22 protein-coding genes are annotated in these 21,887 nt (G+C 72.0%); 16 read left to right on the forward strand and 6 right to left on the reverse strand.

Annotation, left to right across the window (positions count from 1 at the left end; all coding sequences use genetic code 11):
* Positions 1–3: 3 nt before the first annotated feature.
* Positions 4–1,446: a DUF4832 domain-containing protein gene (locus KK087_RS04785; protein WP_214564366.1), complete on the forward strand. Its 1,443-nt coding sequence runs from the start codon at positions 4–6 to the stop codon at positions 1,444–1,446.
* A 100-nt stretch (positions 1,447–1,546) separates the two neighbouring features.
* Positions 1,547–2,002 carry a DUF3817 domain-containing protein gene (locus tag KK087_RS04790; protein ID WP_214564367.1) on the forward strand — a complete coding sequence of 152 codons (456 nt, stop codon included), beginning with the start codon at positions 1,547–1,549 and terminating at the stop codon, positions 2,000–2,002.
* A gap of 230 nt (positions 2,003–2,232) precedes the next feature.
* On the opposite strand, the gene KK087_RS04795 is transcribed toward KK087_RS04790, so the two are convergent.
* Positions 2,233–4,443, reverse strand: coding sequence for an NADP-dependent isocitrate dehydrogenase (locus KK087_RS04795; RefSeq protein ID WP_214564368.1), 2,211 nt, complete (start codon positions 4,441–4,443; stop codon positions 2,233–2,235).
* A 193-nt stretch (positions 4,444–4,636) separates the two neighbouring features.
* On the opposite strand from KK087_RS04795, the gene KK087_RS04800 reads away from it, so the two are divergent.
* The gene (locus KK087_RS04800) at positions 4,637–5,002 is read left to right on the forward strand and encodes a hypothetical protein (RefSeq protein ID WP_214543442.1); all 366 of its coding nucleotides are present in this window, start codon (positions 4,637–4,639) and stop codon (positions 5,000–5,002) included.
* 3 nt (positions 5,003–5,005) lie between these two features.
* Here the strand turns inward: KK087_RS04800 and KK087_RS04805 are convergent, their stop codons facing one another.
* Positions 5,006–5,500, reverse strand: coding sequence for a hypothetical protein (locus tag KK087_RS04805; protein WP_214543443.1), 495 nt, complete (start codon positions 5,498–5,500; stop codon positions 5,006–5,008).
* 162 nt (positions 5,501–5,662) lie between these two features.
* Here KK087_RS04805 and KK087_RS04810 point away from each other — a divergent pair, with 162 nt between their 5' ends.
* The 3 genes from KK087_RS04810 (at position 5,663) to KK087_RS04820 (ending at position 9,349) form a co-directional block, all read left to right on the forward strand.
* Entirely contained in the window at positions 5,663–6,796 is a 1,134-nt protein-coding gene (locus tag KK087_RS04810) for a M23 family metallopeptidase (RefSeq protein ID WP_214564369.1), read from the forward strand.
* A 145-nt stretch (positions 6,797–6,941) separates the two neighbouring features.
* Complete coding sequence (locus KK087_RS04815; protein WP_214564370.1) at positions 6,942–8,201, forward strand: hemolysin family protein; 1,260 nt, start codon at positions 6,942–6,944, stop codon at positions 8,199–8,201.
* A 236-nt stretch (positions 8,202–8,437) separates the two neighbouring features.
* Positions 8,438–9,349, forward strand: a complete 912-nt coding sequence (locus KK087_RS04820; protein WP_071406260.1) for a helix-turn-helix transcriptional regulator — start codon at positions 8,438–8,440, stop codon at positions 9,347–9,349.
* Between the two features lie 45 nt (positions 9,350–9,394).
* On the opposite strand, the gene KK087_RS04825 is transcribed toward KK087_RS04820, so the two are convergent.
* Positions 9,395–9,598: a hypothetical protein gene (locus tag KK087_RS04825; RefSeq protein ID WP_017887883.1), complete on the reverse strand. Its 204-nt coding sequence runs from the start codon at positions 9,596–9,598 to the stop codon at positions 9,395–9,397.
* Between the two features lie 38 nt (positions 9,599–9,636).
* Here KK087_RS04825 and KK087_RS04830 point away from each other — a divergent pair, with 38 nt between their 5' ends.
* On the forward strand, positions 9,637–10,344 hold the full coding sequence (locus tag KK087_RS04830) for a class I SAM-dependent methyltransferase (RefSeq protein ID WP_214564371.1): 708 nt from the start codon (positions 9,637–9,639) through the stop codon (positions 10,342–10,344).
* 239 nt (positions 10,345–10,583) lie between these two features.
* On the forward strand, positions 10,584–11,066 hold the full coding sequence (locus KK087_RS04835; protein WP_214564372.1) for an FBP domain-containing protein: 483 nt from the start codon (positions 10,584–10,586) through the stop codon (positions 11,064–11,066).
* Positions 11,067–11,231: 165 nt separating this feature from the next.
* Here KK087_RS04835 and KK087_RS04840 read toward each other — a convergent pair whose 3' ends face one another.
* Positions 11,232–12,218, reverse strand: coding sequence for an aldo/keto reductase (locus KK087_RS04840; RefSeq protein WP_214564373.1), 987 nt, complete (start codon positions 12,216–12,218; stop codon positions 11,232–11,234).
* 111 nt (positions 12,219–12,329) lie between these two features.
* Between KK087_RS04840 and KK087_RS04845 the strand changes: the two genes are divergently transcribed.
* The 7 genes from KK087_RS04845 to KK087_RS04875 all read left to right on the forward strand — a co-directional run bounded on the left by KK087_RS04845 (position 12,330) and on the right by KK087_RS04875 (position 19,363).
* On the forward strand, positions 12,330–12,566 hold the full coding sequence (locus KK087_RS04845; protein WP_214530645.1) for a hypothetical protein: 237 nt from the start codon (positions 12,330–12,332) through the stop codon (positions 12,564–12,566).
* Between the two features lie 123 nt (positions 12,567–12,689).
* Complete coding sequence (locus KK087_RS04850; RefSeq protein ID WP_214564374.1) at positions 12,690–13,232, forward strand: acyl-CoA thioesterase; 543 nt, start codon at positions 12,690–12,692, stop codon at positions 13,230–13,232.
* A 228-nt stretch (positions 13,233–13,460) separates the two neighbouring features.
* On the forward strand, positions 13,461–14,048 hold the full coding sequence (locus KK087_RS04855; RefSeq protein ID WP_214543450.1) for a YdeI/OmpD-associated family protein: 588 nt from the start codon (positions 13,461–13,463) through the stop codon (positions 14,046–14,048).
* A gap of 122 nt (positions 14,049–14,170) precedes the next feature.
* Entirely contained in the window at positions 14,171–15,052 is an 882-nt protein-coding gene (locus KK087_RS04860) for an aldo/keto reductase (protein WP_214530648.1), read from the forward strand.
* A gap of 158 nt (positions 15,053–15,210) precedes the next feature.
* Entirely contained in the window at positions 15,211–15,819 is a 609-nt protein-coding gene (locus KK087_RS04865; protein WP_250900809.1) for a PadR family transcriptional regulator, read from the forward strand.
* Complete coding sequence (locus KK087_RS04870) at positions 15,816–16,544, forward strand: ABC transporter ATP-binding protein (protein WP_027466859.1); 729 nt, start codon at positions 15,816–15,818, stop codon at positions 16,542–16,544. Before KK087_RS04865 ends, KK087_RS04870 begins: the two co-directional genes overlap by 4 nt.
* Positions 16,541–19,363, forward strand: coding sequence for an ABC transporter permease (locus KK087_RS04875; protein ID WP_214564375.1), 2,823 nt, complete (start codon positions 16,541–16,543; stop codon positions 19,361–19,363). Before KK087_RS04870 ends, KK087_RS04875 begins: the two co-directional genes overlap by 4 nt.
* 143 nt (positions 19,364–19,506) lie before the next feature.
* On the opposite strand, the gene KK087_RS04880 is transcribed toward KK087_RS04875, so the two are convergent.
* Together KK087_RS04880 and KK087_RS04885 are read right to left on the reverse strand one after the other, a co-directional pair.
* Positions 19,507–20,178 carry an SDR family NAD(P)-dependent oxidoreductase gene (locus KK087_RS04880; protein ID WP_194631859.1) on the reverse strand — a complete coding sequence of 224 codons (672 nt, stop codon included), beginning with the start codon at positions 20,176–20,178 and terminating at the stop codon, positions 19,507–19,509.
* Positions 20,175–20,573: a (R)-mandelonitrile lyase gene (locus KK087_RS04885; protein ID WP_214564376.1), complete on the reverse strand. Its 399-nt coding sequence runs from the start codon at positions 20,571–20,573 to the stop codon at positions 20,175–20,177. The genes KK087_RS04880 and KK087_RS04885 overlap by 4 nt, the downstream gene beginning before the upstream one ends.
* A 109-nt stretch (positions 20,574–20,682) precedes the next feature.
* Here KK087_RS04885 and KK087_RS04890 point away from each other — a divergent pair, with 109 nt between their 5' ends.
* Positions 20,683–21,840 (forward strand): PQQ-dependent sugar dehydrogenase, encoded by a 1,158-nt coding sequence (locus KK087_RS04890; protein ID WP_214564377.1) that lies wholly within the window; start codon positions 20,683–20,685, stop codon positions 21,838–21,840.
* Positions 21,841–21,887: the final 47 nt, after the last annotated feature.

The raw sequence follows: 21,887 nt of genomic DNA on the forward strand, positions 1-21,887 counted from the left end.
CCGATGCAGCACCGCACCATCTCCACCGCCGCGCTCGCGGCGGTACTCGCACTCGCCGTACCGACCACCGCATGGGCATCCTCGCCCACCGGTCACCACCCGACCCGCACCGCGACCACCTCGACCGTGACCTACACGGCGAGCGACGCGGTCATCCCGAACCCCTCGCGCGGGTTCGACCACACCACCGAGACGCACTACCGCGCCGACGGCACCGGGTACACGCCGCTCGACGCCGCGACGCTGCGTGGCTACCGGGCCGAGGGCGTCACGCAGGTCGTCCGGGTGTTCTACATGGAGGCCTTCGCCCAGCAGCGACAGCTCAGCCAGGCCTGGCTCGACCTCGTGCAGCACGACTACGACACCGCGCGGCAAGCGGGTGTGGGCGTGATCACCCGGTTCGCCTACGTCCAGGGCGGTTCGGGGCCGTACACGGCGCCCTACGGCGACGCCGACCTGCCGACCGTGCTCGGGCACATCGAGCAGCTCACCCCGACGCTCCGCCGGAACGCCGACGTCATCCCGACCCTGCAGGGGGGCTTCATCGGGCTCTGGGGCGAGGGCTACTACACCGACCACTTCGCCAGTGACCCGGCGAACCCTGGCGTACTCACCGAGGCCGACAAGGACGCCCGACGCCAGGTGCTCCAGGCCGAACTCGCCGCCCTGCCGTCGAGCCGCTCGGTCCAGGCCCGCACCATGCAGATGAAGCAGGACGCCCTCCGCACCCCGTCGGGCACGGCCGGGGCACTCACCCCGGAGCAGGCGCACGACGGCTCGGCAGCGTCACGCGTCGGGCACCACAACGACTGCTTCCTCGCCTCGCCGGACGACTTCGGCACGTTCCTGAGCAACCCGCTGTCCCTCGACCAGGACTACCTGGCGGCCGAGTCGCGGTACGTCCCCGTCGGTGGTGAGACCTGCGCCGTGAACGCTCCGCGGACCCTGTACCCGTCCGCCTCGGCCGAGATGGCGAAGTACCACTACAGCTACCTCAACCTCGACTACAACAAGGACGTGCTGGCGAGCTGGGGTACGGCCGGCATGACCGACGCCGCCAAGAAGCTCGGCTACCGCTTCACGATGACCTCGAGCACCGCCACCTCGGGTGCGCAGGCGTCGGTGGCCGTGTCGATCCGGAACGACGGCTGGGCGGCGCCGTACAACAGCCGTCCGGTGCAGCTCGTGCTGACCGACGGCGACCGCCGGGTGACCGTGCCGGTGGACGCCGACGCGTCGTCCTGGCAGCCGGGCCAGACCGTGACGGTCCGGGCGTCGCTGGCGGACGTGCCGAACGGACGCTGGAGCGTCGCCCTCGCCCTGCCCGCCCCGGAGGCCTCGGTGGCCGCGGACCCCGCGTTCGCGATCCAGACGGCGAACACGGGCACGTGGGACCCGGACACCGGCGTGAACCGGCTCGGCCAGACGGTGGTCGTGCAGCACTGATCGGACGTCGAGGGCGCCCCGGGTCGAACGGCCCGGGGCGCCCTGCTGTCCACCGGAGCGTCCTGCTGTCTGTCAACCAGGGTCCGCCACCATGGACGCCATGACCCCACGCTCCCTGTTCCGCGCCGCCGCGGTCGCCGAACTCGTGACCTGGACCCTGCTCATCCTCGGGATGGTGCTGAAGTACGGCCTGGACGCCGGCGACTGGGGCGTCCGCATCGGTGGCGGCGTGCACGGCTTCGTGTTCCTGGCGTACCTGGTGGTCACGACGGTCGTGGCGGTGAACCAGCGGTGGTCGTTCGGTGCGCTCGTGCTCGGCTGGGCCAGTGCCGTCGTGCCGTACGCCACGGTGCCGTTCGAGGTCGCCGTCGCCCGCCGCGGCATGCTCGAGGGCTCCTGGCGCCGCTCACCCGACGCTCAATCCGGGTTCTGGGACCGCCTGCTGTTCTTCGTGGTGCGTCGCCCCGCGCTGGCCGCCGGCATCGGGGTCGTGGCCGTCGCCCTGGTCTTCACGGGGCTGCTGGCCGCCGGACCGCCCGTGCCGCCCCGCGGCTGAGCGCGCGCCCCCGCGCGTCCCCGCGCGTCACTTCGTGAGCAGCAATGGTCGGGTTCGTGGTGCGGACCCGACCGTTGCTGCTCACGAAGCGCGGCCGTGGTCGCGACCACAGACGGACGGGAGGTGGGCCCCACCAGCCGGTACCGGCGCACCGCGCCAGCGGGGTGACGGTCGTGCCTGGAGGGACGGTGCCAGCTGGCACCGGGCCTCCCGTCCGTGGGCTGGCGCTGCTAGAGCGCTGCCAGCGCCGCGTTCAACGTGGCGGACGGACGCATGACCGCGCTCGTCTTGGCGTCGTCGGGGCGGTAGTACCCGCCGATGTCGGCCGGGTGGCCCTGCACCGAGACGAGCTCGTCGACGATCGTGTGCTCCTGCTCACCGAGCTTCGCCGCGAGGTCCGCGAACGACGCCGCGAGCTCGGTGTCCTGGGTCTGCGCCGCGAGCTCCTCGGCCCAGTACTTCGCCAGGTAGAAGTGGCTGCCGCGGTTGTCGATCGAGCCGAGCTTCCGCCCGGGGGACTTGTCCTCCTCGAGGAAGGTGCCGGTGGCGCGGTCGAGGGTCTCGCCGAGGATCTTCGCCCGCTCGTTGCCCGTCACCCCCGCGAGGTGCTCGAGGCTGACCGCCAGCGCGAGGAACTCGCCCAGGCTGTCCCAGCGCAGGTAGTTCTGCTGCACGAGCTGCTGCACGTGCTTCGGCGCGGAACCACCGGCACCGGTCTCGAACAGGCCGCCGCCGCCCAGCAGCGGGACGACGGAGAGCATCTTCGCCGAGGTGCCGAGCTCCATGATCGGGAACAGGTCGGTGAGGTAGTCGCGCAGGACGTTGCCGGTGACGGAGATGGTGTCCTCGCCACGGCGGATCCGCTCGAGCGAGAAGCGCATGGCGTCCTCGGGCGCGAGGATCTCGATCTGCAGGCCCTCGGTGTCGTGCTCGCCGAGGTACGTGCGGACCAGCCCGATGAGGTTGGCGTCGTGGGCGCGGGTCTCGTCGAGCCAGAACACGGCGGGCGTCGCGGAGGCACGGGCGCGGGTGACGGCGAGCTTCACCCAGTCGCGGATGGCGACGTCCTTGGTCTGGCAGGCACGCCAGATGTCGCCGGGCTCGACGTCGTGCTCGATGACGACGTCACCCGAGGCGGTCGTGACGCGGACGACGCCGGCACCGGGGAGCTCGAACGTCTTGTCGTGCGAGCCGTACTCCTCGGCCTTCTGCGCCATCAGGCCGACGTTGGGCACGGAGCCCATCGTCGACGGGTCGAAGGCGCCGTGGGCGCGGCAGTCGTCGAGCACGGCCTGGTAGATGCCGGCGTAGCTCGAGTCGGGGATGACGGCGAGGGTGTCGTGCTCGTCGCCGTCCGGACCCCACATGTGCCCCGAGGTGCGGATCATCGCGGGCATCGACGCGTCGACGATGACGTCGCTCGGCACGTGCAGGTTCGTGATGCCCTTGTCCGAGTCGACCATGGCGAGCTCGGGACCGTCGGCGATGCCCTGCTTGAACGCGCGCTCGATCTCGGCGCCGTTCGGCAGTGCACCGAGGCCGGCGAGGATCGAGCCGAGACCGTCGTTCGGGGTCAGGCCCGCGGCGGCGAGGTCGGCACCGTAGCGCTCGAACACCGACGGGAAGAACGCCTTGATGACGTGGCCGAAGATGATCGGGTCGGAGATCTTCATCATCGTTGCCTTGAGGTGCACGGAGAACAGGACGTCCTCGGCCGCGGCGCGCTCGATCTGCTCCCGCAGGAACGACTCGAGTGCGGCCACGTGCAGCACGGTGCCGTCGACGACCTCGCCCTGCAGCACGGGGATGGACTGCTTGAGGACCTGCTCGGTGCCGTCCTCGGCCACGAAGGTGATCGTCAGGACGTCGTCGGCGGGAGCGATCCAGGACTTCTCGTTCGACCGGAAGTCGTCGACGCCCATGGTGCTGACGTTCGTCTTCGAGTCACGCGACCAGGCGCCCATGCGGTGCGGGTGCTTGCGGGCGTAGTTCTTGACCGACAGGGGTGCGCGGCGGTCGGAGTTGCCCTCGCGCAGCACCGGGTTGACGGCGCTGCCCTGGACACGGCCGTAGCGGGCGCGGACGTCGCGCTGCTCGTCGGTCGTGGCCTCGTCCGGGTAGTCGGGCAGGTCGTAGCCCTGCGCCTGCAGTTCCTTGATCGCGACCTTGAGCTGGGGGATCGATGCCGAGATGTTCGGCAGCTTGATGATGTTCGCCTCGGGGGTCTTCGCCAGGTCGCCGAGTTCGGCGAGGGCGTCGTCCAGGCGCTGCTCGTCGGTGAGCCGCTCCGGGAACTGGGCGATGATCCGGCCGGCGAGCGAGATGTCGCGGGTCTCGACGTCGACACCCGCGGTGCCGGCGAAGGCCTGGATGACCGGGAGGAAGGAGTGGGTGGCGAGGAACGGCGCCTCGTCCGTGAGGGTGTAGATGATCTTGGCCATGCTGGCGGGTACTCCCTTGTTCGACCGTCGGTACGTCCACGGTACTCGTGGCGCAGGATGTCTCGACATCAAGATACATGGCCCCTGCTTCCGCGCGGCAGATGCTCGGCCCACACCCTGGAGGCACACCGTCGACACATAGGAACGGTGCGTGGACTGGCCTCCCGCAGCACCAGAGCGAGGGAGAGCGCGCATGACCACGACACGGCAGACCCCGGACGACTTCGGCTGGAGGGCGGAGGACCTGCGGTCCGCGTACGCCTCGGACGGCAGCGGCCCCTACCGGTACGCGCCGGACGGCTCCGGACCCTTCTCGTACGACCCCGACGGGTCCGGCCCCTGGCTCGTCGGCCCGGAGCCCCGGGGGAGTGCTCGCCGGTTCGCACCGCGACAGCGTGGCAGCCGATCGAGACGGCGGCGGGTCGGTACGGCCTGCACCGCCGGAGCACTGGCGCTCGTGCTCGCGGTCGGCAGCGTCTCCGTCGTCGCGCACACCGCACCGCCGCAGCACTCGGTGCAGGCCGGCGCCGTCCACGGTCCGGGCCCCGACGGAGCCTGACCGTCAGTCGCCGATCGAGACGCGGAACACCCGGACGCCCGCGGCACGGAGCCCGGCGAGCCCGAGCCGCATGCGCAGGGGACGGAAGGGACGCCGGAACCCGGACGACGCCGACGCGGCATCGATCTGGTGCAGGACCTCGGAGGTCAGGGTGCGCTCGAGCTTCGGCGCGAGCCGGGTCACCCCGGACACCGTGACGACGATGCGCACGGCGTGCGGGGCGAGCATCGGCGCGATCAGTTCGGCCGCCTCCTGGGCTCGGTGGAAGGCGGGGTCGTCGCCGGGACGCCGGATCGCGATGACCGCCAGCGCTGCGTCCCAGGTGCCCTCGGGATCCGGCAGGTCGTCCACCCCGACGACCCGCATCCGCGCGGCGTCGATCCCGGCCCGAACGGCCGCTGCCCGCAGGACGGGCAGGAGTTCCTGGGTGCCGGCCAGCACGACGTCGGCCGACGCCAGGTCGACCGTTCCGTACCGCTCACGCGGCGATCGGGCCATGGTGCGGGTCCTTCCGTCGCTTTCCCATGACGGTACCGATCGACGGGGTCCGGGGGACGCCGCAGCCCGGAGTGGTCAGGCGCCTCTCAGCACACTCGGTAACGAAAAGATCACGGTAGGCCCTGTACAAAGCGACAGAGTCGTGCAGAATGGTGGGCGGCCATGACGACTGCACCCGAACTCGACCAGCACCCGGAGACCCCGGTGGTGCACCTGTCCCGTCGCGCTGCCCTCGAGGCCGAGCGCGCCGCAGCCCGCGGACCGCAGCGTCGCAGCAAGGCGGCCCCGGTCCCCCAGGTCGAGAAGGCCCCCAGGGCCGAGAAGGCCCCCAAGGCGGCGAAGCCCGCCAAGGTCGCGAAGGTCGCGAAGCCCGCCAAGGTCGCGAAGCCCGCCAAGGCACCGAAGGCCACGAAGACCGTCGTCGTCGCCACGACGTCGACCATCTCCACCGCCGAGCCGACCGGCCGCCGTGCCGCCGCCGCCCGCGCCACCACCGAGCACGTCGACGACCGCATCCAGCGCGTCGTCCGCCGCCCGGCACCCAAGGTGACGCGCACGACCAGCGCACCCCGGGCCTCCCGGTCGGCCCGTGCCGGTCGCATCACGCTCACCAGCGCCGCCGCCGCCATCGCCATGTTCGCCGCGTCGGCGATGCCCGCACACGCCAGCGCCGGCACCTCGATGGCCACCTCGACCATCGCGCCGATCGTGCGCACCCAGGACTACGCCGTGACCCAGGCGGTCACGGCCGCCGGGTTCGACCGCGACGGGTTCACCGTCGGCGGAGGCTCGACCGTCACCGCGAAGACCGCGGGTTCCGCCGACACGACCGGGACCGCCGGCGGTGCCGTCTCGTTCGGTGGCGCCGTCCGCTCGCCGTTCCCCGGCCCGGTGCAGATGAGCTCCGGCTTCGGCTACCGCTCGGCTCCGTGCGGCGCGTGCTCGTCCCTGCACCAGGGACTCGACTTCACTCCGGGCATGGGCACGCCGATCGGTGCCGTCGCCGCCGGCAAGGTCCGGGTCTCCGGCACCTACTTCTCGTACGGCAACGCGGTCATCATCGACCACGTGATCGACGGCCGCCAGGTCTCGACGCTGTACGGCCACATGATCCCCGGGTCGTCGCCGCTCAAGGTCGGCGACACCGTCGCTGCCGGGCAGTTCATCGGGCTCGTCGGGTCGTCCGGCGTCTCGACCGGTGCACACCTGCACCTCGAGGTCCTGATGGACGGCGTCACGCCGATCGACCCCGAGGCGTGGCTCGAAGCCCGCATCGGCCGCTCGCTCACGCTGTAGCGCCCACTCCCCGTCGCGAGGCAGGATCCACAGCCGCTTTCGAGCGGCAGCACGGTGATGTCCCAGTCCTCCTGTGCAGACTCACAGACATGGACGATCCCCACAGACCGCCCGCCCGTCGTCGATCCGGAACGGCAGCCCGCTGATGGGCGCCGACACCTGGATCGCCTTCGGGCTCGTCATCCTCTTCGTGCTCGTCGGCGGGGTCTTCGCGGCCGCCGAGATCGCACTCGTCTCCCTCCGCGAATCCCAGCTGCAGCAGCTCGAACGCCGTGGCCCCCGCGGGATGCGGGTCGCCGAGCTCGGCCGTGACCCGAACCGGTTCCTGTCCGCCGTGCAGATCGGCGTGACCGTCGCGGGGTTCTTCTCCGCCGCGTACGGAGCGTCCTCGATCGCGCCCGACGTCGCACCGCTGTTCCAGGGTCTCGGTCTCGAGCAGGGCACGGCCGAAGCCGTCGCGCTGGTGCTCATGACCCTCGTCATCGCGTACCTGTCGCTCGTGTTCGGCGAGCTCGTGCCGAAGCGCCTCGCCCTGCAGCGTGCCGAGGGCTTCTCGATGGCCGTCGCCCCGACCCTGGAGCGCTTCGCCGTGCTGATGCGGCCGGTGATCTGGCTGCTCTCGAAGTCCACCGACACCGTGGTGCGACTGCTCGGCGGCGACCCGGACGCCCGCAGCGAGTCGATGAGCACCGAGGAACTCCGCGGGCTGGTCGACGAGCACACCGGCGTCGACGAGCAGGGGCGCCGCATCGCCCGCAGCGCCCTGGACGCCGGTGACCGCATCCTGCGCGAGTCGATGCGTCCCTGGTACGACGTGTCGACGCTCGACGCCGGGCTGTCCGTCGCCGAGGCCACCGACCAGGCCATCGCGGCCGGGCACACCCGGTACCTCGTGACCTCCGGTGGGCGCGACGAGGTCGACGGCTTCGTGCACCTCCGCGACCTGCTCCGTCCGGTCGACCCCGCTGCTCCGGTCGCCACGCTCGTCCGCCCGGTGCTCGCGCTGCCCGAGACGAAGTCGCTGTCGAGCGCGATCGCGGACATGCGCACCGACGGGCACCAGATCGCCCTGGTCGTCGACGAGTACGGCGGCAGCGCCGGCATGGTGACGCTCGAGGCGCTGCTCGAGGACCTGGTCGGCCGCATCCGGGACGAGTACGACGAACCGGTGGCCGAGCACGACGGCGTCGACGGTGCCACCGTGCTCGAGGACCTGGCGGCCGACGGGGGCCCGGTGCTGCCGGACGGTGACTACGAGACCGTGGGTGGGCTCGTGCAGGTGCAGCTCGACCGCGTGCCCGAGGTCGGCGACGTCGTCCTGGTCGGAGCCCACCGCCTCGAGGTGACCGCCATGGACGGTCACCGCGTTGCTCGCGTGCGCATCGCAGCCGACTCCGCGCCCTGATCGCGCCCCCGCGTCGGACGGGAGGCCCGTGGCGGCCCCGCCACGGGCCTCCCGACCGGCCCTGGTCGCGTCCACCCCGTCGAAGCGACAGAACCCCGCGAACGTTCGGGCACGATCTGTCGCTTTCGCCGACCGGACGGCAGGGCGACCCGCGAAGTGTCGCTTCTGCGCACCGGGGCCTGACGGTTACCGCCCGTGCCTGCCGGACGCACGGCCCGGGCACGTACGCTCGTCGCATGGGTATCGACGTGCGCAACGAGATCCGCGACTTCCTGTCCTCCAGGCGGGCGCGGCTCACCCCCGAGCAGGTCGGCATGCCGTCGTTCGGCGGCGGGGTGCGACGCGTGCCCGGGCTGCGTCGTCACGAGGTCGCGATGCTCGCCGGCGTCAGCGTCGACTACTACACACGCCTCGAGCGCGGATCGCTCAAGGGCGTCTCGGACAGCGTGCTCGAGGGCCTGGCGAGCGCCCTGCAGCTCGACGAGGACGAGCGCGCGCACCTGTGGGACCTCACGCGCCTGGCGAACTCCGGCGCGAAGGTCATGCACCGGAACGTGCCGACCCGCGTGCGCCCCGGCGTCCAGCGGCTCCTCGACGCCATCACCGGCGCACCGGCCTGGGTGCGGAACGAGCGCGGGGACGTCGTCGCGACGAACGAGCTCGGCCGTGCCCTGTACGCGCCGCTGTTCGCCGGCCCCGGTCGCCCCGTGAACACCGCGCGCTTCACGTTCCTCGACCCGGCGGCCCGCGACTTCTTCCCGGACTGGGCGCAGACCGCGAAGGACGCCGTGGCCGTGCTCCGGACCGCCGCGGTGTCGAATCCCTGCGAGCCCGGACTCATCACGCTCGTCGGCGAGCTCTCCACCCGGAGCGAGGAGTTCCGCGGCTGGTGGGCCGCCCACGACGTGCGGATGCAGCGCACCGGCAAGAAGCGCATCGACCACCCGATCGTGGGGGAGCTGCGGCTGTCCTACGAGGCGCTCGACCTGGTCGCCGACCCGGGCCTGACGCTGTTCTCGTACTCGGCCGAGCCGGGCAGCGAGTCCGAGCGGTCACTCGCGCTGCTCGGCAGCTGGGCAGCGACGGAGCGGGCCGAGCAGTACGCGGCCCTGCGCGAGTCGGAGTCCGAGTCCGAGTCGGTCGACTGACCCGGACCCCGGATCGTCAGGAGCCTCAGCCCCGAGGCCGGACGGTCACGCCTGGGGCGGCACGTCCCCGTCGAACAGCTCCGGCGAGCGCATCCGCTCGATGCGCAGCTGCCGCTCCGTCGCCGACAACCGCAGCACACGGATCGCGGCGAACACGAGCACGATGAGGGCGACGGCCAGCACGGCGAGCGCCAGCACGAACAGGGCGTAGAGGACGACGACGAATCCGAGACCACTGTCTGCGAGCATCCGTCGAACATAGCAGCGCGGGTTCGTAGGGTGGGGACGTGACGAGGACCACGGACGGCTCAGCAGGGGACGCGGACCACCGGCAGCACCGCCGGCCCGAACCCGCGTTCGCCCGTGCGGTCGCGAAGGCCCTCGGGGATGCCCGGACCGTGTTGGACGTCGGTGCCGGGGCCGGTGCCCTGTCGTACGCGCCGACCGACCGCGACGTGACCGCCGTGGAGCCCGCCGCAGACCTGCCCTTCGCCGACGACACCTTCGACGCCGCGATGACGACCTTCTCGCTGCACGAGTGGGACGACCTCGAACGCGTGCTCGCCGAGGCGCGTCGCGTGACCCGGGGCCCCATCGTGGTCCTGACGTTCGACCCCGACCGCATCGAGCGCTCCTGGCTCGCCGAGTACGCGCCCGAGGTGACGGCCGCCGAGGCCCGCCGTCACCCGGCGCTCCCGCGGATCGCCGACGCGCTCGGCAGTGACACCGTGACGAGCACCCCGCTGCCGATCCCGTTCACCTGCGTCGACGGGTTCTCCGAGGCGTACTACGCCCGCCCCGAGCGCCTGCTCGACCCCGGCGTGCGCCGGGCGGACCCGGCGTGGGGCCTGGTCGACGAGTTCACCGTGCGACGGTCGGTGTCGGCGCTCCGGACCGCGCTCGAATCGGGGGAGTGGGACCGACGGCACGGGTCGCTCCGGATCCGCCCGACGTACGAGGGCTCGCTCGTCCTGGTCACGGCGACGCCGAACTGACTGCGGACGAACACAGCGGCGGCGCTGGCCGGTCAGACCCGACCGTGCCCGGGCTTGACACCCGGACGTAGGCTGGTCGGGTGAGCTTCCAGGAGGTGGTCGGCGCCCGTATCGCCGGCATCAGGGCGTGAGGCCCTCGGTCGTGCCCTCGGGTGCGACCGCCCTCGTCGAACCCTGACCTCCTCCGCCCGGTGCGGTGTGCGTCCGCACGCCCCGGGCCCGCACGAAAGCGATCATCCATGCTCCCCATCGTGGAGAAGACCCTCCGCACGTCCTTCGTCAACGCCTCACGCAAGGAGGTGTCCGACCTCACGCTGCCCGCCAGCTTCGAGACGCTCGACTGGGACGCGCTCGACTACCTCGGCTGGCGCGACCCGAAGATCGGGCGGCGTGCGTACGCCGTCGTGCCGACCCTGGACGGCGAGCTGATCGGCGTCCTGTTCCGGCAGGCCGAGGCCTCGCCCCGCTCCCGCGCGCAGTGCTCGTGGTGCCAGGACGTCACGCTGCCGAACGACGTCGCGTTCTACAGCGCGAAGCGGTCCGGGCCGGCTGGACGGAACGGCAACACCGTCGGCACCCTGGTCTGCCAGGACTTCCAGTGCTCGCGGAACGTGCGGAAGCTGCCGCCGCCCGCCTACGAGGGCTACGACGTCGAGGCCGCGCGCCTCCGGCGCATCGAGGACCTGCAGCTCCGGGCCGCGTCCTTCGCCGCCGAGGTCTGAGACGCCGGCGTCCTCGGAAGACGCCGCCGAGTCAGCGAGACGCCGCCGGATTCGGGGGCGTCTGACGCTGACGCCGGCGTCTCGCGTCCGCAAACGCGACTGAACGACGGACGGGAGGCCCGTGACGGATCCGCCACGGGCCTCCAGGCCGTCAGGTGGTCGCGTCTACCGGCCGATGGTCGACATGTCGGGGTAGCGGTCGCCGGTCGGGACGGGCAGCGCCGACAGGCGCGACAGCTGGTCCGCGGTGAGGGTCAGGTCGGCTGCGCCGACGTTCTCCTCGAGGCGGGAGACCCGCTTCGTGCCGGGGATCGGGACGACGTCGTCGCCCTGCGCGAGCAGCCAGGCGAGCGAGACCTGCGCCGGGGTGGCGCCGGCCTCGGTCGCGATGTCCTTGACGGCGTCGACGATGCGCATGTTCTGCTCGAACGCCTCCTGCTGGAAGCGCGGGTTCGCCAGGCGGAAGTCGTCGGAGTCCAGGTCGGACGGCTTCGTGATGGCACCCGTCAGGAACCCACGACCGAGCGGCGAGTACGGCACGAGCCCGATGCCGAGCTCGCGGAGCGTGTCGAGGACGTCGCCTTCGGGGTCGCGCGTCCACAGCGAGTACTCGCTCTGCAGCGCGGTGATCGGGTGGACGGCGTGGGCCTTGCGGATGGTCGTCGCGCTCGCCTCGGACAGCCCGATGTGCCGGATCTTGCCCTCCTGCACGAAGCCGGCGAGCTGACCGATCACGTCCTCGATCGGCACGGCCGGGTCGACGCGGTGCTGGTAGTAGAGGTCGATGTGGTCGGTGCCGAGGCGACGGAGGGAGCCCTCGAGGGCCTCGCGCACGGACTCCGGCCGGCTGGAGATGCCGCGCTGCTGGGTCGGCGTCTCCTCGCCGGCTTCGTGGTGGTACAGCCCGAACTTCGTCGCGATGACGACGTCGTCCCGGCGGCCCTCGAGCGCGCGGCGCAGGAGTTCCTCGTTCGTGTAGGGGCCGTACGCCTCGGCGGTGTCGAACAGGGTGACGCCGAGGTCGATCGCGCGGTGGATGGTGCGGATCGACTCGTCGTCGTCGGTGCCGGCGCCCGTGTAGAAGGCGCTCATGCCCATGGTTCCGAGGCCGATCGGGCCGACCTCGAGGTCTGCGAGCTTGCGTGTCTGCATGCTGCAGGTCTACTCCCGGTCCACAGGACGGCGGGAGGCACTGGCTGTACCCGCCTCCGCACCGCTACGCTGCGAGGGACGGGGCAGACGCCCCGGGCTCGGGGGAATGTCGTGGTCGTCGTCTGGATCGTCATCGCCGTGGTCGTCGTGCTCGGCGCCCTGCTCATCGTGCTCGAGGTGCAGAACCGTCGTCGGCGGCGAGCGCTCGCGGACCTCGAGGACTTCTCCGACCCCACTGCTGGCGCGCGCGCGATGCACGACGCGGACGCGGCTCGCTCGACGGCCGAAGGGGTCTCGAAGGCCGCGCACCCGGGTGGCAGCGGTGCCGGCGGGATGTTCCCGGGCTGACCCACCTGACCGCTCCGGCGGTTGTCGGGAGCCGCCGGTCGGCGGTCACCCGAGGTGCTCGCGCTTCGTGAGGTTCCTCCAAGGTGCTGGCACGGGTGCTCTGCGCACTGGTGTGATCGTCCCGTGAACCTGTACTTCCGACTGCTCCTGCTGCAGCTCCGCATCCGTCTGCGCCCCCGGGTCGCCGGACGCCGGACATCGCTGTGGGACGAGGTGCGGACGCCGTTCCGGGTCGTGCCCACCGACCTCGACCCGCTGCGCCACGTCAACAACGGCAAGTACCTGTCGATGCTCGACCTCGGTCGGCTCGACCTGATGCTCCGCTCGGGGTACTGGGCGGCGCTCTCCGAGCACGGCTGGTACCCGGTCGTGTCCGCGCAGACGATCACGTACAAGCGGTCGCTGACACTGGGGCAGCGGTTCGAGCTCCGGACCCACGTGCTCGGGGTCGACGACCGTGCCGTGTACCTCGAGCAGACGTTCGTGCGACGAGGTGCCGTGATGGCTCGTGCCGTCGTGCAGGCCCGGTTCCTGCGGCGCTCCGGTGGGACGGTGTCGACGGCGGAGCTGCTCGAGGCCGCGGGCGGGGCGGACCGTGACCTGACCGTGCCGGACTGGGTGCACGACTGGGCGAACGCGACCCGGATCAGCAGCAGCGCGGCGTAGACAGGTCCGGTGACCGAACCAGCAGGCTCCCGCCGGACGACCGCCACCTCACGCCGCGCGCTCATCGCCGGCGGAGTCGGTCGCACTGGGTCTGACGACGGCCCGGGGACGGTGCGCGCGGTCCGGGTTTCGGCCCCAGCGACACCTCACGCGTCCTGCACCCCGTGAACTGTCGCTCAGCGCGAAACTCGACCGGGCCCACGGCCGGCAGCGTCCTACGATGACCGCATGGACATCGTCGACCTGGTGCTGCCGGACCCTGCCGCGTGGCGCGCCTGGCTCGACGACCACGAGGCCGAACCCGACGGCGTCTGGCTCGTCCTCGCGAAGAAGGGCGTCACGGAGCCGACGACCCTGACGTACGACACGGCGCTCGACGAGGCCCTGTGCTCCGGCTGGATCGACGGGCAGCGGCGCGGGCGTGACGACAACACGTTCCGGCAGCGGTTCACCCCGCGCCGGAAGGCCTCGCTGTGGTCGCAGCGGAACCTCGGCCTGGTCGCGGCACTCATCGCCGAAGGGCGGATGCGGGAGCGCGGGCACGCGGAGATCGAGCGTGCCAAGGGCGACGGTCGGTGGGACCGCGCCTACGCCGGCTCGGCCACCGCCACGGTTCCCGAAGACCTGCAGGCCGCGCTCGACGCCGTCCCCGCAGCCGCCGCACTGTTCGCCGAGCTCGACGCGACGAACCGGTACGCCGTGCTGCACCGCATCACCACCGCCCCGAACGCCACGGTGCGGAGCAACCGGCTCACCAAGCTCGTCGGCGGACTCGAACGGGGCGAGACCCCGTACCCACGGCCCACCCGTCCGTGACATGCTCGCCCGCGACCCGCGACCCGCGACCCGCGACCTGCGACCCGCGACCCGCGAACACGGCAAGCGGTCGGGGGACACCGACTCAGGGACCGGCAACGCTCCGGGCGTAGACCGGGGACATGACCACAGGCACTGACACCACGAACCGTCCGGCCGCGTCCTCCGGCACCTTCCGCATCGGCGGCGACCTCGAGGTCAACCGACTCGGCTACGGCACCATGCAGCTCACGGGCCCCGGCGTCTGGGGACCGCCGAAGGACCACGACGAGGCGATCCGCGTCCTCAAGCGTGCCGTCGAGCTCGGTGTGAACTTCTTCGACACCGCCGACTCGTACGGCCCGTACGTCGCCGAGGAACTCCTCAAGGAGGCCCTGCACCCGTACGGCGACGACGTCCTGATCGCGACGAAGGCCGGCCTGACCCGCACCGGCCCGAACGAGTGGCCGCCGGTCGGCCGCCCGGAGTACCTGCGCCAGGAGGCCGAGATGAGCCTCCGCCGCCTGGGCCTCGAGCGCATCGACCTGTTCCAGCTGCACCGCATCGACCCGAAGGTCCCGCTCGAGGACCAGGTCGGTGAGCTGAAGAAGCTGCAGGACGAGGGCAAGATCCGCCACATCGGTCTCTCCGAGGTCTCCGTCGACGAGGTCAAGGCCGCGCAGGAGATCGCCACGATCGTCTCCGTGCAGAACCTCTACAACCTCACCGACCGTTCCTCGGAGGCACTGCTCGACTGGTCCGAAGAGCAGGGCATCGGCTTCATCCCGTGGTTCCCCCTGGCCACGGGCGGCCTGACCGGCGAGGACTCGCCGCTCACCGAGATCGCCGAGCGCAAGGGCGCCACCCCGGCGCAGCTCGCGCTCGCCTGGCTGCTCAAGCGCTCCCCGGTGATGCTGCCGATCCCCGGCACGTCGAGCGTCGCGCACCTGGAGGACAACCTCGCGGGTGCCACCGTCGAGCTGACCGACGACGAGTTCGAGGAGCTGGCGAAGCTGGGTCACTGACCCCGGGACGCGACCAGCAGACGGACGGGAGGCGCGGTGCCAGCTGGCACCGCGCCTCCCGTCCGCTTTTCCGCCCTGTCCAGATCCGCGCTTGCGCAGGCATACCGGGTATGTGCATACTCGGTATGGCCACGGTGGCCCGAGACAGGGGAAGTGTCATGAGCGTTCGGATGGGCGTACTCGCGCTGTTGGTGGGCGGACCCGGCTACGGGTACCAGCTCCGGGGGGAGTTCGAGCACCGCACCGGCAGGAGCTGGCCGCTGAACATCGGCCAGGTCTACACGACCCTCGACCGCCTGGAACGCGACGGCCTCGTGGCCCGCGGCGACACCGACGACGACGGACACGTCGTCTACACCGCGACCGACTCCGGCCGCGAGGAAGTGGCCCGCTGGTTCAGCGAGCCCGTGCCGGCCAAGCGCGGCCGCGACGAGCTGGCGATCAAGTTCGCCCTCGCGGTCACGGTGCCCGGGGTCGACGTTGCCCGGCTGGTGCAGGTGCAGCGCGGTGCCGCGATCCGCAACCTGCAGGACCTGACCCGGCTGAAGCGCACGACCGATCCGGAGACGGACCTGGCATGGTCGCTCGTGCTCGAGTCGATGGTGTTCCAGGCCGAGGCCGAGGTGCGCTGGCTCGACCACGTGGAGTCGAGCGTGGCGCGGTACCGGCCGGACGAGCACCCGGCGACGCCGACCGCTGCCGGTGCTGCCGGTGCTGCCGGTGCTGCCGCATCGTCTGCCGCTGCCGTTGCGCGGAGTGCACGGTGACCGCCGCACCGCTCCTGCAGCTCGACGCCGTGAGCGTGCACTACGGATCCGGTGCGAAGGCCGTCACGGCACTGGCCGGCATCGACCTGCGGGTCGAGCGCGGCGAGATGGTGGCCGTGATGGGCACCTCGGGCTCGGGGAAGTCGACGCTGCTCGCCTGCGCCGGCACCCTGCTCCCGCCCACGAGCGGTGAGGTCCTGATCGACGGCGCCTTCGTGTCCGACCGTCCCGCCAAGGAGCTCGCGGCGCTGCGACGCCGACTGATCGGCTTCGTGTTCCAGGACTTCAACCTGATCCCCTCGCTGACCGCGGTCGAGAACGTGGCGCTGCCGCTCGAGCTCGACGGGTGGAAGGCCTCGCAGGCCCGCCGTGCCGCGGAGCTCGCGCTCGACAACGTCGAGTTGTCGCACCGTGCCGACGCCTACCCGGACGACCTGTCCGGCGGACAGCAGCAGCGCGTGGCGATCGCGCGCGGCGTGGTCGGTGAGCGTCGACTCGTGCTCGCCGACGAGCCGACGGGTGCGCTCGACTCGCAGACCGGCGAGGTCGTGCTCCGCATGCTCCGTCGGCACGTCGACGCCGGAGCCGGAGCGCTCCTGGTCACCCACGACGCCCGGCACGCCGCCTGGGCGGACCGCATCGTGTTCCTGCGCGACGGCCGTGTGGTCGACGAGACCGTGTACTCGGGTGTCGAAGCAGCACTGACGGACCGGACCGCGTCGTGAGCCGCGGTCGGCGTGACGGGACCACCCGGACGCCGTTCGCCCTCCGACCGGCGCTCCGACTGGGGCGTCGGCTGGCGTTCGCGAAGGCGGGCCGCGCGGCACTGATCATCGCGCTCATCGGGATCCCCACCGCCGGGTTCGCCGCCGTCGCCGTCGTGGTGCAGTCGACGCAGGCCACGGTCACCGAGCAGCTCGACCACGACCTCGGCCAGGCATCGGCGCAGATGCGGGTGTCCGGTCCGGACCTGCCCGGCATGGTGCAGGACCCCGTCGAGTGGCAGTCCACGGACTCGAAGAAGAACAGCCCCGTCACGAAGTCGGACGAGGACTCGCCCTTCGCGAACGTCCTGGCCCACGTGCCCGACGGCGCGCTGGCGATCCCGGTCGGCGGCACGCCCGTCGTGCTCCAGGGACCGAAGGGTCCGATCGGGCTGACGGCCGTGGAAGGCAGCGTCTGGGACCCGTCGCTCGAGGGGCACTGGCACGTGCTCGACGGCTCGAGGCCGACCACCCGCAGCGAGCTCATGGTGACACCCGCGACGCTCGACCGGCTCGGGGCGCAGATCGGCGACGCGGTGGACCTGACCGACCCGGTCACCAAGCGCTTCACGATCACCGGCACCATGACCGACCTGGGGACGGACCCGGGTTCGCAGGGCGTGTTCCTGCCCTGGGGCACGACGCTCTCGACGACCGACACCACCGACGACGCCGGGCTCACCGACGTCACCGTGTACCTGCCGTCGGACGCCCCGACGTGGTCCGAGATCCGGCAGCTCAACGCGCACGGCATCGTCGTGCAGTCGCGGCCGGTCGTGCTCGATCCGCCGGACGCCCGCCTGCCGGGTGGTGCCGCGGGCTCGTCGCTCGGCTGGTACCTCGGCGCGATGGCGCTGCTCGGCGTCTTCGCGATGTTCGAGGTCGCCCTGCTCGCCGGGGCTGCGTTCCTGGTCGGCACCCGGGCGGACACCCGCTCCTACGCCATCGTCACGAGCGTCGGCGGTGACAAGCGGTTCGTCCGCACGATCGTCGCCGGCTCCGGCGTGGTGCTCGGGCTCGTCGGCGCGGTCCTCGGGGTCGCGGTCGGCACCGGCATCGGCGTGCTCGCGTTCCGACTGATCGACAACGGCAACGTGGTGTCGTTCCCCGGGTTGCACGTGCCGCCGCTCCTGCTGCTGTCGATCGCCGTGGCTGGCGTGCTCGCCGGACTCGTCTCCGCACTCGTCGCCGCTCGGTCGGCCACCCGGATCAACGTGCTCGCGGCGCTGCGGGGATCGCTCCGTCCCGTGCCGGTGAGCCGTCCGGCTCGTCGTCGGCGGCGCATCTGGGGTCCGCTGCTCATGGTCCTCGGAGCCGTGATGACGATGGCGTGCGGCGTCGGCGTGCTCATGCTCAACGACCGCCCGGTGCAGGAGGACCGCTGGGCGTTCGTCGTCGGTGCCGGCGTCGCGATCGGTCCGTGCCTGATCCAGCTCGGGATCGCCGTCTGCTCACCGTGGCTGCTCGCCCTGGTGACCCGGCTCACCGCTCGGGCTGGGCTGTCCGCACGGCTGGCCGCCCGCGACGCCCGTCGCAACCCGGTGCGCACGGTGCCGGTGCTCGCGAGCGTGATGAGCGTCGTGTTCGTGGCGTCGGTCGTCATCACGTGGAGCGCCTCGACCCACGCCCAGTACGTCCGCGGATACGAGTACCGGACCGCCGTCGGGGTCGCGACGTCCGAGGTGCAGACCGAGACGGAGGAGGGCGGTGCCACCGGCCGCCACGACGCAGCGCTGACCGCGCACGCGGCGAAGGTGGTGGCCGGGGTGTTCGACCAGGACCGCATCCGGGTGCTCGGCGTCGCGCAGGAGACGCCCGGCGAGGCACCGTCGACCATCACGGTCCCGCACCGGTGGTCCCCGTACGACTGCCCGGTGAACGACACCACGAGCTGCTCGTACTACCTGGACACGGCGAGCGTGTCGAGCCCGCACATCTGGACCGGGACCATCGACGACTACGCCGTGCTCACCGGACACCGGCCGTCCGCCGCCGTGCGGGACGCGCTCGAGGGCGGGCAGGCCGTGTCGCTCTGGCCGGAGTACGCCCACGACGGTGCGGTCCGCATCGACACCTTCCACGACCGCACGTGGGACAGCAAGCCGCTCACGGAGCGCAGCCGACCGGCTGCCAGCGTGTCGATCCCGGCCGTGCTCGACGTGCAGACCCCGCGGATCCAGGTCGGCGTCTTCATGACGAAGGCCACCGCAGAGCACTACGGCGTCCCCGTGGTCGACGGCATGCTGGTCACGACGTTGCCGCAGGACATCGAGCCGGTGCAGTCGGACGAGCTGAGCTCGGCGTGGCAGAGCTTCGGCGGCGACGACCGTGCACGGTGGAGCGGCCCGTCGTTCATGTACGAAGCCGGTCCGACCGACAGCGATGCGCTCATCCGGGCGATCGTGCTCGCCCTGGCCGCGGCCGTCACCATCGGAGCGACGGCGGTGGCGATCGGGCTCGCACGGTCCGACGGCCGGCGGGACGACGAGGTGCTCGACGCCATCGGTGCCGCCCCGCGCCTGCGCCGAGGGGTGTCGACCTGGCAGGCGGCGATCCTGGCGACGGTCGGCTCGGTGATCGGGACGCTCCTCGGGCTCCTGCCGATCCGCGCCCTGACCCTGCGGTTCACCGAGAGTCCGGTCGGGGTGAACCACATGCCCTTCGTGGCGGACTGGCCGGTGCTGGCCCTGCTCGCGATCGGCCTGCCCCTCGTGGTGACGGCCGGGGCGTGGCTGACCTCGCGGGGTCGGCGGCGGGTGGCGGTGCGACGGGCGCACTGACGTGCGTCACGCACACACGGGACGGACGGGAGGCCCGTGGCGGCGTCGCCACGGGCCTCCCGTCCGTCACATGGTGAGCAGGAATGGTCGGGTCGCTGTGCCGGACCCGACCATTCCTGCTCACGAAGCGGCGAGCGCCACGCTCACGAGAGCTCGGGCAGCGCCTCCGCGTAGGTGCGGAAGTCGCCGCGCTCCGTGTGGATCGCCCACAGGCGGTCGGCGATGGACTCCCCGGAGTGCTCGGGCTGCCCGTCGTCGATGCCGAACGGGATGATGAGCTGGCCGACGTGGACGTCCTCGTCGCGGACGGCGTCGTGCAGCAGCTGCGCGTAGGCGCTCTCGGCCGCGAAGGCGACGGAGGTGCCGGTGACGCGGGCTCCCGGTCGGACCGCGCTGCCGCCGTTCACGAACAGGATCGTGCCGTGGCCGATCGCGCGCATGCCGGGCAGCACCTGGCGGACGGCGTTGACCGAGCCGTAGACCGAGAACTCGATCGGGCCGACCAGGTCGTCCGCCGTGGTCTCGAGCACGGGCCGCATGTACTCCTTGGCGGGCAGTGGGCTGTACTGCAGCACCTCGATGGGGCCGAGCTGCTCGGTGGCGCGCTCGAGTGCGGTGCGCAGGGAGTCCCCGTCGCGGACGTTCGCGGCGAAGCCGGCGGCGGTGTGGCCGCGTTCGCGCAGTTCCGCGGCGAGCCCGTCCAGGCGGTCCTGGTTGCGGGAGATCAGGGCGACGGCGAAGCCCTCACGGGCGAAGCGCTCGGCGACGGCGAGGCCGAGGCCCTTGCCGGCCCCGACGATGGCGATGGTGGTCATGCGGTGTACTCCTCGTCGCTCACGTGCTCGAGCCAGGTGGTGGTGGTCGCCGGGTCGTCGGCGGCCTCGAGCATCGCGAGGTGTTCCATGTAGTCCGTCGGGGTCGCGCCGTGCCAGTGTTCCTCGCCGGCGGGTGTGTAGACGGTCTGTCCAGCCTGCACCTCGATGACGCGGCCGTCCCGGGTGCCCATCCACGCGACGCCCTCGGTGACGTGCAGGGTCTGGCCCTTGGCGTGCGCGTGCCAGGCGGTGCGGGCGCCGGGCAGGAACCGGACCTTGGCGACGGTCATCGTCTGACCGGGCTCCTGGGGCGAGGCGATCGCGTCGAGGTACACGTCTCCGGTGAACTGCGCCGCCGGGTTCTTGACGGTCGGCTGCTTCGGTTGGATCTGCATGCCGACGACGGTAGGCCGGTGTGCGCACCGTCGGGAGGTGCCGGCAGACCCCCTCAGGGGTTTCCCGACGACGGCGTGTGTGATCGACGCACGACCCGGGAGGATCATCGTGGACACACCCGCCGGAACGCCCCGCAGCCGCCGCCTCTGGTCGGTGGCCGGCCTCGCCGCCGTCGCGACGCTGGCCCTCGCCGCCTGCACGAGTGGCGACGGAGCAGAGCGGGACGGATCCGACCGGGTCGGTTCGCCGTCGGCCCGCGCGAGCGCGCCCGCCGACCTGTCGGCCGGTCAGGTGGCGCTCGACGGTGACACCACCGACGTGGTCACCGGCCTGGAGGCCCCCTGGTCGGTGGTCCTGACCGGTCGCGACGGCGACGCGCTGGTCAGCGAGCGCGACTCGGCCCGGGTGCTCGAGCTGCGGTCCGACGGCTCCACCCGCGAGGTCGGCACGGTCGACGGCGTCAGCCACGGCGGCGAGGGCGGCCTGCTCGGACTCGCACTGCACGACGACGACCTGTTCGTGTACTCGACGGCGGACGACGGCAACCGGATCCAGCGGTACGAGCTGACGGGGAGCACCGGGTCGTGGGGGCTCGGCGAGGCGACGACGATCATCGACGGCCTGCCGAAGAACACGTTCCACGACGGCGGGCGGATCGCGTTCGGGCCCGACGACATGCTCTACGCGAGCGTCGGGGACGCCGGCGCGAGCACGGACGCACAGGACGAGGAGTCGCTCGCGGGCAAGATCCTGCGGCTCACCCCGGACGGCGACGTCCCCGCCGACAACCCGATCGACGGGTCACCGGTGTGGAGCCTCGGACACCGCAACGTGCAGGGCATGGGCTGGTCGTCGGACGGCACGATGTTCGCGTCGGAGTTCGGGGAGAACACCCGCGACGAGCTCAACGTCATCGAGCCCGGGTCGAACTACGGCTGGCCCGAGGTCGAGGGCACCGGTGGCGAGGACCAGGGCTTCGTCGACCCCGTGCAGCAGTGGTCCACCGACGAGGCGTCCCCGAGCGGCCTGGCCGTCATCGACGACACCGTGTTCGTCGCGAACCTGCGCGGCGAGGTGCTGCGGGCGATCCCCGCCGACGAACCCGGCACCGCGACCGAGTACTTCGCGGGTGACTTCGGCCGCATCCGCACCGTGCTCGAGGGCCCGTCGGACACCCTCTGGTTCGTCACGAACAACACCGACGGCCGCGGGACACCGTCGAGCGGAGACGACCGGATCGTCTCCGTCCCGTTCACGCGCGCGTGAAAGGGGTTCCCGCAGCCCCTCGCTCGCGCGGAACCGCGCGAAGTACC

This window comes from Curtobacterium aurantiacum (assembly GCF_018598555.1).
Classification (GTDB): domain Bacteria; phylum Actinomycetota; class Actinomycetes; order Actinomycetales; family Microbacteriaceae; genus Curtobacterium; species Curtobacterium aurantiacum.